This is a genomic window from Ensifer sp. SSB1 (assembly GCF_016652895.1).
GTDB lineage: Bacteria > Pseudomonadota > Alphaproteobacteria > Rhizobiales > Rhizobiaceae > Ensifer.
On record NZ_JAEPRP010000048.1, the window covers coordinates 1 to 13,100 of the forward strand.

13 protein-coding genes are annotated in these 13,100 nt (G+C 60.9%); all 13 read left to right on the plus strand.

The genetic code is table 11. The features are described 5' to 3' along the window. On the plus strand, positions 1-483 hold a 483-nt coding region (rpsB, locus tag I8N66_RS14175; protein ID WP_291154577.1), incomplete at its 5' end, for a 30S ribosomal protein S2. A 252-nt stretch (positions 484-735) separates the two neighbouring features. After that, the gene (gene tsf, locus I8N66_RS14180; protein WP_113537649.1) at positions 736-1,659 is read left to right on the plus strand and encodes a translation elongation factor Ts; all 924 of its coding nucleotides are present in this window, start codon (positions 736-738) and stop codon (positions 1,657-1,659) included. Between the two features lie 193 nt (positions 1,660-1,852). Then, positions 1,853-2,575 (plus strand): UMP kinase, encoded by a 723-nt coding sequence (gene pyrH / locus I8N66_RS14185; RefSeq protein ID WP_291154579.1) that lies wholly within the window; start codon positions 1,853-1,855, stop codon positions 2,573-2,575. A gap of 54 nt (positions 2,576-2,629) precedes the next feature. Next, a complete protein-coding gene (frr, locus tag I8N66_RS14190; protein WP_113537648.1) occupies positions 2,630-3,190 on the plus strand; it encodes a ribosome recycling factor in 561 nt (186 codons plus the stop codon). 37 nt (positions 3,191-3,227) lie between these two features. After that, positions 3,228-3,971: an isoprenyl transferase gene (locus tag I8N66_RS14195; protein WP_113537647.1), complete on the plus strand. Its 744-nt coding sequence runs from the start codon at positions 3,228-3,230 to the stop codon at positions 3,969-3,971. Next, complete coding sequence (locus tag I8N66_RS14200) at positions 3,971-4,804, plus strand: phosphatidate cytidylyltransferase (protein ID WP_223727134.1); 834 nt, start codon at positions 3,971-3,973, stop codon at positions 4,802-4,804. The genes I8N66_RS14195 and I8N66_RS14200 overlap by 1 nt, the downstream gene beginning before the upstream one ends. Positions 4,805-4,833: 29 nt before the next feature. Continuing rightward, complete coding sequence (gene rseP, locus I8N66_RS14205; RefSeq protein WP_113537645.1) at positions 4,834-5,967, plus strand: RIP metalloprotease RseP; 1,134 nt, start codon at positions 4,834-4,836, stop codon at positions 5,965-5,967. A gap of 249 nt (positions 5,968-6,216) precedes the next feature. After that, positions 6,217-8,550 carry an outer membrane protein assembly factor BamA gene (bamA, locus tag I8N66_RS14210; protein WP_291154584.1) on the plus strand — a complete coding sequence of 778 codons (2,334 nt, stop codon included), beginning with the start codon at positions 6,217-6,219 and terminating at the stop codon, positions 8,548-8,550. Positions 8,551-8,596: 46 nt separating this feature from the next. Beyond that, complete coding sequence (gene lpxD, locus I8N66_RS14215) at positions 8,597-9,664, plus strand: UDP-3-O-(3-hydroxymyristoyl)glucosamine N-acyltransferase (protein ID WP_291154586.1); 1,068 nt, start codon at positions 8,597-8,599, stop codon at positions 9,662-9,664. After that, on the plus strand, positions 9,657-10,121 hold the full coding sequence (gene fabZ / locus I8N66_RS14220; RefSeq protein ID WP_034796695.1) for a 3-hydroxyacyl-ACP dehydratase FabZ: 465 nt from the start codon (positions 9,657-9,659) through the stop codon (positions 10,119-10,121). The genes lpxD and fabZ overlap by 8 nt, the downstream gene beginning before the upstream one ends. Continuing rightward, positions 10,118-10,933, plus strand: coding sequence for an acyl-ACP--UDP-N-acetylglucosamine O-acyltransferase (gene lpxA / locus I8N66_RS14225; RefSeq protein ID WP_162768746.1), 816 nt, complete (start codon positions 10,118-10,120; stop codon positions 10,931-10,933). The genes fabZ and lpxA overlap by 4 nt, the downstream gene beginning before the upstream one ends. Before the next feature lie 5 nt (positions 10,934-10,938). Then, positions 10,939-11,826 carry an LpxI family protein gene (locus I8N66_RS14230; protein WP_291154591.1) on the plus strand — a complete coding sequence of 296 codons (888 nt, stop codon included), beginning with the start codon at positions 10,939-10,941 and terminating at the stop codon, positions 11,824-11,826. Then, entirely contained in the window at positions 11,823-12,998 is a 1,176-nt protein-coding gene (gene lpxB, locus I8N66_RS14235) for a lipid-A-disaccharide synthase (RefSeq protein ID WP_291154593.1), read from the plus strand. The genes I8N66_RS14230 and lpxB overlap by 4 nt, the downstream gene beginning before the upstream one ends. The last annotated feature ends 102 nt before the right edge of the window (positions 12,999-13,100 follow it).

The window sequence follows — 13,100 nt, forward strand, 5'->3', positions numbered from 1 at the left end:
GCTCGCTGGCTCGGCGGCATGATGACCAACTGGAAGACGATTTCGAACTCGATCCAGCGTCTGCGCAAGCTCGACGAAATTCTCGCTTCGGAAGCTTCGGGCTTCACGAAGAAGGAACGCCTGAACCTCGAGCGCGAACGCGAAAAGCTCAACCGCGCTCTCGGCGGTATCCGCGATATGGGCGGCACACCGGACCTGATGTTCATCATCGACACCAACAAGGAATCGATCGCGATCGACGAAGCCAAGCGCCTTGGCATCCCGGTTGTTGCCGTTATCGACTCCAACTGCGATCCGGACCAGATCGACTACCCGATCCCGGGCAACGACGACGCCTCGCGTGCGATCGCTCTCTACTGCGATCTGATCGCTCGTGCAGCCATTGACGGCATCGCCCGTCAGCAAGGCGCATCGGGCCGTGATCTCGGCGCATCGGCTGAAGCTATGGTCGAGCCGGCGCTCGACGAAGCCTCCGAAGCCTGATCGGGCTTGGCGGCAGGTAAGCCTGCCGCCCCCAATGAAATGTCGGGACGAGGCCGTTTGTGATGGAAGTCTGAACGGCCTTGTTCTTTTCAGCCAGGGATGGTGTCCATCCGTTCGGATCGTTGGATCTGAGCAACATCAGCGTGATGCAGTCATCACGGTGTCACATTGAAAAGCCATTCCCTGCCACACCTCCTGGTACTGCGCCTCCAACGGGCAGCGCGCCAGCCAAACACACAAAGAGGCAATAAGATGAGTGTAACTGCAGCAATGGTGAAGGAACTGCGCGAAAAGACCGGCGCAGGCATGATGGATTGCAAGAAGGCGCTCGCCGAAACCAACGGCGACATGGAAGCTGCGATCGACTGGCTGCGCGCCAAGGGCATCGCCAAGGCCGACAAGAAGTCGGGCCGCACGGCTGCTGAAGGCCTCATCGGTATTGTCAGCGGTGGCGTCAAGGCTGTTGTCGTCGAAATCAACTCCGAGACTGACTTCGTTGCCCGTAACGAAGCCTTCCAGGAGCTCGTTCGCGGCGTTGCCAACGTTGCGCTCGGCACCGACGGTTCTGTCGAAGCCATTGCCAACGCCAACTACCCGGCAACCGGCAAGTCGGTCGACGAGACGATCAAGGACGCGATTGCTACCATCGGCGAGAACATGACGCTGCGCCGCGCAGCTCTGCTCAAGGTCGAAGACGGCGTCGTTGCCACCTACATCCACAACGCTGCCGGCGACGGCATCGGCAAGCTCGGCGTTCTCGTCGCGCTGAAGTCGGTTGGCGATAAGGAAGTTCTGTTCTCGGTCGGTCGCCAGATCGCCATGCACATCGCTGCCACCAACCCGCTCGCCATTCGCGCTGACGAAGTTGACGCAGCTGTCGCCGAGCGCGAACGCAACGTCTTCATCGAACAGTCGCGCGCCTCGGGCAAGCCGGACAACATCATCGAAAAGATGGTTGAAGGCCGCATGCGCAAGTTCTTCGAAGAAGTCGCCCTGCTGTCGCAGGCCTTCGTCATGAACCCGGAAATCACTGTCGGTCAGGCTGTCAAGGATGCTGAAAAGCTCGCTGGCGCCCCGATCGAAGTGACCGGCATGGCTCGCCTGCTGCTCGGCGAAGGCGTCGAGAAGGAAGAGTCCGACTTCGCCGCAGAAGTTGCGGCCGTCGCCAAGGGCTGATTTCTTCACCCATATTGGGAAAACCTCAGGGCATCGCGTGACAACGCGGTGCCCTTCGTGTATCGGGCTTCGTCAATGCGCCGGACCCGCTGGAATCTACTTCGCAGCGGTTGAAACCGGGTAGCGCAATATGTCCTTATGCGCTGTGCGCCGTCGTTGTGCGCACGCGCAACCGATCTGATCAGGAGCGATGATGCCGGCCGAACCACTCTACAAACGCGTTCTCCTCAAAGCCTCTGGTGAAGCCCTGATGGGAAGCCAGGGCTTCGGTATCGACGTAGCGGTCGCCGACCGCATCGCAGCCGACATTGCCGAAGCGCGCGCCATGGGCGTCGAAGTCGGTGTCGTCGTCGGCGGCGGTAACATCTTCCGCGGCGTCGCGGTGGCCTCAAAGGGCGGAGATCGGGTCACCGGCGACCACATGGGCATGCTGGCGACCGTCATCAACGCGCTGGCGCTTGCCACCTCGTTGCGCAAGCTCGACATCGATACGGTCGTGCTTTCGGCAATCGCGATGCCTGAGATCTGCGAAAGCTTTTCGCAGCGCGCGACGCTCCATCACCTGTCGATCGGCCGCGTGGTGATCTTTGCCGGCGGCACCGGCAACCCGTTCTTCACGACCGATTCCGCAGCCGCTTTGCGTGCCGCCGAAATGAGCGCACAGGCGATCTTCAAGGGCACGCAGGTCGACGGGATCTATTCTGCCGATCCGAAGAAGGATCCGACAGCAACCCGCTTCGATCGCCTGACCCACAGCGAGGTTCTTGAAAAGGGCCTGGCCGTCATGGATGTTGCTGCCGTTGCGCTTGCACGCGAAAATGCCATTCCGATCGTCGTCTTCTCGATCCACGAAAAGGGCGGCTTCACAGAGATATTGACTGGCGGTGGTCGGGCTACCATCGTCACAGACAACTAAGAACGCTGCAGAACGGCCCTTGGGCCGGCGAATGATAGAACGGGAGTTTCGACCATGAGTGAAGGTGTTGAACTGAAGGAACTGAAGCGTCGCATGGACGGCGCCATTTCCGCATTCAAGAGCGATATCGCGTCGCTTCGTACCGGCCGGGCGTCCGCGAACGTTCTCGATCCGGTGACCGTTGAAGCCTATGGCTCGCGTGTGCCTCTCAACCAGGTCGCCAACATCACGGTTCCCGAGCCGCGCATGCTGTCCGTTTCCGTATGGGACAAGCAAATGGTTGGCGCCGTCGATCGCGGCATCCGCGAATCGAACCTCGGCCTCAATCCGATCATCGACGGTCAGAACCTGCGCATTCCGCTGCCCGAGCTCAACGAAGAGCGCCGCAAGTCGCTGGTCAAGGTCGCCCACGACTATGCGGAAAAAGCCAAGGTTGCAGTGCGCCACGTGCGCCGTGACGGTATGGATGACCTGAAAAAAGCCGAAAAGGATGGCGACATCGGTCAGGATATCAGCCGTTCTCAGTCCGAGCGCGTGCAAAAGATGACCGACGAAACGATTTCCGAGATCGACCGCTTGCTCGTCGAGAAGGAAAAGGAAATCATGCAGGTCTGATCTGCTCGTGATCTGAGTCTCCTTTCGCGGACGCCTTATGCAAAACCTCATCTCCACGACCGTTCCTGAGCATGTTGCCATCATCATGGATGGCAACGGACGTTGGGCGAACGCGCGTGGTCTACCGCGTACCATGGGGCATCGAAAAGGCGTCGAGACCGTTCGCGACACCGTCAAGACGGCCGCCCAGCTGGGTATTCGCTATCTCACGCTCTTTGCGTTCTCTTCTGAAAACTGGAGCCGGCCGGAGCCGGAGGTGAGCGACCTCATGGGGTTGCTCAAGACCTTCATCCGCCGGGATCTCGCCGACCTGCATCGCGAAAACGTCCGCATCCGCGTCATCGGCGATCGGTCGAATCTGCGTGGCGACGTTCTGCCGTTGCTGATCGAGGCCGAGGAAACGACACGGGCGAACACCGGAATTACCCTTGTGATCGCATTCAACTATGGCGCGCGCGACGAGCTGAGCCGGGCGATGCGTCGCCTTGCAGTCGATGTCGCAGAAGGACGTTTGCGCCCCGAGGACATCAATCAGGAACGTATTGCGGCGACGCTCGATACGTCAGACATCCCCGATCCGGATTTGATCATCCGTACGAGCGGCGAAGAGCGTCTGTCGAATTTCCTGCTCTGGCAGGGCGCCTATTCCGAACTGATCTTCGTTCCCGAGCTGTGGCCGGATTTCACGCGCGAGACGTTCCTGGCGGCGCTCGAGAAGTATGCGTGCCGGGAGCGTCGCTTTGGCGGCCTGGCTGAGCCGACGCGGGCGGTTGGTTCCTGATGCAGACTGAACTTAAGCTTCGCATCGCTTCGGGAGTGGTGCTCGCAGCGGTTGCTCTCGCTGCGACCTGGTTCGGCGGCCTCGCTTTCCAGTTTCTTTCGGTCCTGATCGCGCTTCTCGTCTACTACGAATGGTCGACGATCACCGGCCTAGTTGAGCGCGATTTCCAGGGCAATGCCTTCGGTTGGCTCTCGATGGCGGTGATCGCGGCTCTCGTCGTTTCCGGCTACATCGGCTACAGCCTACCGTTCCTGGCGTTCGGCGTCGGTGCGGCGATGCTGTGGGTTTTTGTTCAAAAGACAAGCTGGTGGCTGCCGGGCGGCATTGCCTATGCGGGCCTCACCGGCATATCGCTGGCAGCGCTTCGGGGTGCCGATGATCTTGGGCTGATCGCGACGCTGTTCGTCTTTGCAGTGGTCTGGGCAACCGACATCTTCGCCTACTTCACCGGCCGCGCGATCGGTGGCCCCAAGCTTGCGCCGCGTATATCGCCCGGCAAAACCTGGTCCGGGGCCATCGGGGGGACGATTTGCGGAATCCTCGCCGGTGTTGCCGTTTTTATGGCTTATTTCTCGCTGCAAGATCTTCGGATCCCGATCATTGCCCTGGTGCTTTCGGTGGCCAGCCAGGTTGGGGACTTGTTCGAGTCCTTCATCAAGCGGCGCTTTGGCGTAAAGGATTCGAGCCGTCTCATTCCGGGGCACGGCGGTGTCATGGATCGGGTCGACGGTTTGATATTCGCCTGTGTCGCGGCGTTGATTCTGGTCATGATTCAGTATTTCGTCAGCGATGGGCGCCAGATCGCCTTCGGTTCGGTCCTGCTTGGCCCTTGATGCCGTCCGCAGGGACTTGAGGAACGTTCATGACATATCTCCTTGATGCCTTTCAGCTTCTGACCGGCTACATCATTCCTTTCCTCGTCGTGCTGACCTTGCTGGTCTTTGTGCACGAGATGGGGCACTACCTCGTCGGTCGTTGGTCGGGAATACGTATCCTGGCCTTTTCGATCGGTTTCGGTCCCGAGCTTTGCGGCTGGACCGATCGGCACGGTACTCGCTGGAAACTGTCGGCGATCCCGCTTGGCGGCTACGTCAAGTTCTTTGGCGACGAAGATGCGGCGAGCGTGCCAGACTACAAGCGTCTGGAGGCAATCGCGCCGGAAGAGCGCGGCAAAACCTTCCTCGGCGCCAAGCTCTGGAAGCGGGCGGCTACGGTTGCTGCCGGGCCGATCGCCAACTTTATCCTTGCCGTTGCCATCTTCGCGGTTCTGTTCTCGGTCTACGGACGTCAGGTCGCCGATCCGGTGGTTGCACGCGTGAACGAAAACAGCGCGGCCGCACAGGCAGGCGTTGTTCCGGGCGACCGTCTGATCTCGATCGATGGCGAGCCGGTGACAACCTTCGACGACGTTCGCCGCTATGTCAGCGTGCGGCCTGAGCTGAAAATCACGATTCGGCTCGAACGTGGCGGCGCGATCCTTGATTTGCCGATGGTGCCGCAGCGGACGGAGCTCACCGATCAGTTCGGCAACAAAATGGAGATCGGCGTCATCGGCATCCTGACAGACCAGGAAGCCGGCAATTTCCGCACGGTCACCTATGGTCCGGTCGAGGCCGTGGGGCAGGGCGTATTGCAGAGCTGGCACGTGATCACGGGCACGTTCGATTATCTTGGCAACGTGTTGACCGGGCGGATGAAGGCGGACCAGATCGGCGGGCCGATCCGCGTCGCGAAGGTCTCGGGGCAGATGGCTGCGCTCGGAATTCCATTCCTGCTGAATATCGCCGCGATCCTGTCAGTTTCCATAGGATTGCTTAACCTCATGCCCGTACCGGTGCTTGATGGCGGCCATCTGATGTTCTATGCGGTTGAGGCGTTGCGCGGGAAGCCGGTCGGCCCTGCCGCGCAGGATGTCGCCTATCGGATCGGCTTTGCCATGGTGCTGATGCTCATGGTCTTTGCCACCTGGAACGACATATCGATGTTCTTCGGCTAGCGTTCGGTCGGGGAAACGGCGAGGGGAATTCGGCGGATACTGTGAACGATTGGTTTTCAACGGCTTGCGAAGAAAGGTTTTGTTTACGATAACTCGAGGCTGTAGTGGCCGTTAAGCCACGGTTCGAATTGAAGTAAACAGAAATTAACGAGCTGGCTTGCTTGTATGGGAAAAGCGGTTAAAACGGCAACCGTGACCGGAGTCGGCACGAAACTGCCGCGCGACGTTTGGAAAAGGTAAGATTTGAACATGAAAGCTGGTTCAAGGTTTTTGAACGCGGTGTCGGCGGCTGCGCTGTCAACAAGTATTGTTGTTTCCGGCGCTGGTGTTGGGTTGCTCGCAGGCACGTCTGTCGCAGAAGCTGCGGTCATCAATCGTGTCGAAGTGCGCGGGGCAACGCGCGTCAGCGCTGAGACGGTTCGCGCGAACATCACGATCGTTCCGGGCAAGGCCTTCAGCAACAGCGACATCGACGCTTCCGTGAAGCGCCTCTATGCTACCGGCTACTTCTCAGACGTCAGCATCAATATCGCTGGCGGTACGCTCGTCGTAAGCGTGAGCGAGAACCAGCTGGTCAACCAGGTCGTCTTCAACGGCAACCGCAAGATCAAGGACGACAAGCTGCAGGGCGTCGTTCGCACGCAGCCGCTCGGTCCGTACACCGAAGCAACGGTCGAATCCGATATTCAGTCCATCAAGGACGCCTATGCCGCCATCGGTCGTAGCGACATCACGGTGACGACCCAGGTCGTCCCGGTTGCCGAAGGGCGTGTCAACCTTGCCTTCGTGATCAATGAAGGTGAGCGCACCAAGATTTCGCAGATCAACTTCGTTGGCAACGAGGCCTATAGCGACGGTCGCCTTCAGTCGGTCATCGCGACGAAGGAATCGGGCATCTTCTCGTTCATTACGCGCAAGGACGTCTACAACCCGGACAAGCTTCGCGCCGATGAAGAGCTGTTGCGCCAGTTCTACTACAACCGAGGTTATGCGGACTTCCAGGTCGTTTCTTCGGACGCGACGCTCAACGAGGCGACCAATGAGTATACGGTGACGATCACCGTCGAAGAAGGTCCACGTTATGACTTCGGTTCGGTCAATGTCGAATCGACGGTCGAGGGCGTTAATGCCGAAGAGCTGAAGGGGCTCGTGCTGAGCCGCGAGGGTTCGGTCTATAAGGCCAAGGACGTTCAGGCGACGATGAGCGAGATTTCGAAGCGTGTCGCTTCGGCCGGTTATCCCTTTGCGCGCGTAACGCCGCGCGGTAACCGCGACCTCGCCAATCACACGATCGCGGTCGACTACCTCGTCGACCAGGGCGAGCGTGCCTACGTCGAGCGCATCGAGATTCGCGGCAACACCCGCACGCGTGACTACGTTATCCGTCGCGAATTCGACATGGGTGAAGGCGACGCCTTCAACCAGGAAATGGTCGCCCGTGCCAAGCGTCGCCTCGAAGCTCTCGGCTACTTCTCCGCCGTCAATATCTCGACTGCGCCGGGCAGTGCTGCCGACCGCGTCGTCGTCATCGTCGACGTGCAGGATCAGTCGACCGGTTCGTTCGGTATCGGTGCTGGTTACTCGGCCGGTAGCGGCGGCGGCTTCCTCGTCGAAGCTTCGATCGAAGAAAAGAACTTCCTGGGTCGTGGCCAGTATATCCGCGTTGCCGCCGGTCGGGGTGACGAGAGCCGGACCTACAACGTCTCGTTCACCGAGCCGTACTTCCTTGGCTATCGTCTGGCCGCCGGCTTTGACGTCTTCAAGAACGAGAACGACTTCGACGACGACAACTACAGCTACGAAGATCAGGGCTTCAGCCTGCGCGTAACGGCGCCGATCACCGAAAACCTGTCGACCACGCTGCGTTACAACTTCACGCAGTTCGACTATAGCGGTAACGTCGCGAAGCTGTCGTCACCTTACGTTCGCGCGGTTGAGGGTGGCAACTGGGTCCGTTCGTCGGTCTCGCAGTCGATCACCTACAACACGCTCGACGATGCCCAGCTGCCGCATGACGGCATCCTGGCGACCTTCACGCACGAGTTTGCAGGCCTTGGTGGCGACTCCGACTTCTACAAGATGACCGGTAAGGCCAAGTGGTACTACACGGTCAACGACGAGGCGGACATCATCGCGTCGCTCGGTGGTAGCGCCGGTCATGTCTTCGAAACCGGTAGTGATCTGCAGGTCTTCGACCAGTTCCAGCTTGGTTCCAACGATATCCGTGGCTTCGAACGTAACGGTATCGGCCCGCGCGACAAGGCTACGGGCGATGCGCTCGGCGGCACGACCTACTTCACGGCTTCGGCTGAAGCGACGTTCCCGCTTCCGGGCATTCCGCGTGACAGCGGCTTCCGTGGTGCGGTCTTCGCCGATGCCGGTACGCTCTACAGCAGCAAGGTGACGATGGCTCCGGGCGAAACGGTACAGGGCAACGACTCGTCTCTGCGCGCCTCGGTCGGTGTTGGCTTGATCTGGGCTTCGCCGTTCGGTCCGCTGCGTGTCGACTACGCCTGGCCGGTTGCCAAGGAAGATTTCGACCGGGTACAGAACCTGAAGTTCGGTATTTCCTCGTCGTTCTGATAAGAAGCAGTCCAGAACTGCCAGAAAAGATCGTTCTGGAGTGTCCATGGAACAGAACTGGTTTTTTCCGCCCCATGATGGGATTCGCCTGGGTGACCTGGCGGATCATATTGGGGCGGAGTTGAATGATGGTGCGGTCGCCGATCGTGCCATCAAATCTGTAGCGCCGGTCTATCGGGCCAAGCCTGGCGACGTTTGCTACATGCTGTCTCGCAAGAGCCGTGCGGAGCTTGATACGTGTCAGGCGTCCGCGATCATCTGCGACAAGACGATTTCCAGCCTGGTGCCTGCGCATATCCCCGTGCTGTTGACAGCTCGGCCGCACACTGCCTTTGCACTTGCCGGCACGTTGTTGCACGAGATCGCGATGCGACCTGCGCGCAACACCAGCCTTAGCGGCGTGTCGCCTGGTGCCTTCGTGGATCCGACCGCACGTCTTGAAGACGATGTCGAAGTCGAGCCGATGGCGGTCGTGGGAGCCGGTGCGGAAATCGGAAGCGGTACCCGCATCGCCGCTGGCGCCGTTATCGGGCCGGGTGTGCGCATCGGCCGCGGCTGCACGATTGCCGCGGGCGCGAGCGTGCTCTGCGCTCTCGTCGGTAACAGCGTGATCATTCACCCCGGCGCCCGTATCGGGCAGGACGGCTTCGGCTACGCACCCGGGCCCAAGGGCGGGATGATCAAGATCGTTCAGGTCGGACGTGTGATCATTCAGGATCACGTCGAGATCGGCGCGAATACGACGATCGATCGTGGCACCATGGACGACACTGTGATCGGCGAGGGCACCAAGATCGACAATCTCGTTCAGATCGGTCACAACGTCCGTGTCGGTCGTTATTGCGGCATTGTCAGTGGGGTCGGCATTGCCGGTAGCACGAAGATCGGCGATGGCGTCATGATTGGCGGCGGCAGCGGCGTCAACGGCCACATCACGGTCGGTGATGGCGTCCAGATCGCCGCCATGAGCGGCGTGGCGGCCGATGTTCCCGCCGGCGAACGCTACGGTGGTATTCCGGCGCGCCCGATGCGTGATTTCCTGCGGGACGTCGCGGAAATGGCCATGCGGGCAGAGGAAAGACAGAAAAAGAAGAAGGGTGGCGCGAATGAGTGAAGCAGCAACGGTTCTCGGTACGGCTGATATTCAGGAAATCCTGAAACTGCTGCCCCATCGCTACCCATTTCTGCTCGTCGATCGCATCATTGAGATCGACGGCGACAATTCGGCGATCGGCATCAAGAACGTTTCGGCGAACGAGCCGCATTTCACCGGCCACTTCCCGGAGCAGCCGATCATGCCGGGCGTGCTGCTGGTTGAAGGTATGGCTCAGACGGCCGGTGCGATCTGTGCCCGCAAGGTGGGTACCGGAACGAACCTCGTCTATTTCATGACCATCGACAATGCGCGCTTCCGCAAGCCGGTCGTGCCCGGCGATCGCGTCGAATTCCATGTCGTGAAGCAGAAGCAGCGCGGCAATATCTGGAAATTTCACTGTGATGCAAAAGTTGACGGGCAACTGGTCGCAGAAGCTGATATCGGCGCGATGATCGTCAGCAAGGAAGACGCCTGAACATGATTGCAGCAACAGCGAAGATTCACCCGTCCTCGGTCATCGAAGACGGCGCTGTGATCGGCGAAAACGTCAAGATCGGCCCCTTTTGCCACGTAGGGCCGAAAGTCGTTCTCGGGGATGATATCGAGCTTCACAGTCATGTCGTGGTCACCGGCCGCACGACGATCGGCAAGGGAACCAAGATCTTCCCGCAGGCCGTCATCGGCGCCGATTCGCAGAGCGTTCATCACAGCGCCGTCGACACCGAACTGCTGATCGGCACGAACTGCACGATCCGCGAAGGCGTGACGATGAACACGGGCACCGTCGAGCATGGCGGGCAGACGGTCGTCGGCAACAACAATCTCTTCCTGGCCTATTCGCATGTGGCGCACGATTGCCGCCTCGGCGATCACATCATCCTGTCAAACAACGTGATGCTGGCGGGCCATGTCACGGTTGAGGACCGCGCCATTCTCGGCGGCGGCTGCGCCGTGCATCAGTTTACCCGTGTCGGCCGTCAGGCGTTCGTCGGCGGCCTGTCGGCCGTCAGCTACGATGTCATCCCGTACGGCATGCTCAACGGCAATCCAGGCATCCTTAGTGGCCTGAACGTCGTCGGCATGACGAGAGCCGGGATCGACCGCGCAACGATCCACGTCGTTCGCCGCGCCTACAAGCAGATCTTTGAAGGGCCGGAGTCGATTCGTGCCAATGCGGCGGCGATTCGCGAAGAATATGCCGACTGCGCACCGGTCGTGGAAATCCTCGATTTCATCGCGGCCGAAAGCGACCGGGCACTATCGTCGCCGTCTCGCGGCAAGGCGTGAGCGTGATGTCGGCTGCTGCGGGCCACGCAGCGACCGGCGGCCGGCTCGCAATCATTGCTGGCGGTGGCGCGCTGCCGCATCACGTGGCCGAAGCCGTCAGGGCGCGCGGCGAAGATCCTTTCATCATCGCATTGTCCCGAGAGGCGGAAGAAGCCGATTGGGTCGGCTTCGATCATTCCGTCCTCGGGATCGGCGATTTCGCCAGTATCAGCCGTACCTTCAAAGAAGAGGGGATTGACCGCGTCGTTCTGTCGGGCTGGGTTCGCCGCCGGCCGGAATGGCGTGACATTCGCCCGACGTTGAGAACGCTCGCAAAGATCCCGGCTGTTCTGAAGACGCTGGTATCCGGTGGAGACGACGCCGTGCTGCGCATGGCCATGGCCCTGATCGAAGCAAGCGGCGCCCACGTGATTGGCGTCCATGAAGTGGTACCCAATCTCCTGGCGGATCCAGGGCCGATTGGCGCGGTCGCGCCCGATGCAGACGACCGCCGCGACATCGAGGCGGGTATCGCCGCCGCCAACGCGCTCGGCGCGCTGGATGTGGGGCAGGGTGCCGTAGCCGTCGGCGGACGTGTCGTGGCGCTGGAGGGTGCCGAAGGCACCGACGCGATGCTGGAGCGTGTCGTCGCGTTGAAGGCGGAAGGGCGCGTCTCATCTCGCCGGCGGGGCGTTCTCGTCAAGCTGTGCAAACCCGGTCAGGATCTTCGCGCCGACCTGCCGTCGATCGGGCCGTCGACCGTCGCGCTTGCAGAAAGGGCCGGCCTGGCCGGAGTCGCGGTCGAGGCGGGCAGGGCCTTGGTCCTGGAGCGTGCCGACGTGATCGAGGTCGCCAATCGCGCCGGGCTGTTTGTTGCCGGGGTGGAGCGCTCGGCCAAGGGAGCCGAACGATGAGCGCGCCGAGCTACAAGCTCGCAGTCATTGCAGGCGAAGTTTCCGGCGATCTTCTGGGCGCCGATCTCGTCCGGGCGCTTCGGGCGCAAAGCGGCAGCACGATCGAGCTCGTCGGCGTCGGCGGCGAAGCGCTGGAGGCCGAGGGTCTCCGGTCGTTGTTCGATTATTCCGAGCTATCGATCATGGGGTTCACCCAGGTGCTGGCGCGCCTTCCGAAACTGATCATGCGCATTCGCCAGACTGCAAAGGCGATCATCGCCGCGCGCCCCGATGCGCTTCTGATCATCGACAGCCCGGACTTTACCCACCGTGTGGCGCGGAAGGTCCGTGCGGCGCTGCCGGATGTGCCTGTGATCAACTACGTCTGCCCGAGCGTTTGGGCCTGGAAGCCGGAGCGTGCGCCGCGCATGCGCGGCTACGTCGATCACGTGCTTGCCGTCTTGCCGTTCGAACCACAGGCGATGGAGCGACTGCAGGGCCCTCCGACGACCTATGTCGGCCACCGCCTTGCAAGCGATGCGAATCTGCTGGCGGTTCATGCGAGCCGACAGCAGCGCCTTGCCGGAACGACGGATGGCCGGGTATCGACATGCCTCCTTCTGCCGGGTTCCCGATCGAGCGAGGTTGGCCGGCTGTTGCCGATTTTCGCGGCGATGGTTGAGGAACTTTCAAGCCGTCACCCGGGCATCCGCTTCCTGCTACCGACAGTCCCGCGGCAGGAGAAGTTGGTGCGGGAGATCACCGCATCTTGGCGCGTCCAGCCGGAGATTACCGTGGGAACCGCTGAGAAGTGGGCGGCTTTCGACCGCGCCGACGCAGCGATCGCCGCTTCGGGTACTGTGATATTGGAACTCGCCTTGGCGGGCGTTCCCGTCGTTTCGACCTATGATCCAGACTTCCTGGTCAAGCTTCTGCATAAACGCATTCGCATCTGGAGCGGCGCGCTGCCGAACCTGATCGCAGATTTTCCGATCGTTCCCGAATACTTCGGCGAATCAATTCGCCCCGGCGCGCTTACGCGCTGGGTGGAGCGCCTATCGGCTGCGACGGCGCAGCGCGCATCGATGCTCGATGGCTACACGCTGGTGCAACAGCGCATGGCGACAAGCCGTCCGCCAGGCGACATGGCAGCCGAGATCGTCCTTGGCTATCTCGAAAACAAGAAGGCGTAAGGCCCGCCACCGAGCGGTCACGCTATCCTTCAATCTCTGATGTCGCCGCGATGCGCGTGGAGACTTTGCACCGCGCGAATGCGCCCGCTTGACCACGCAACA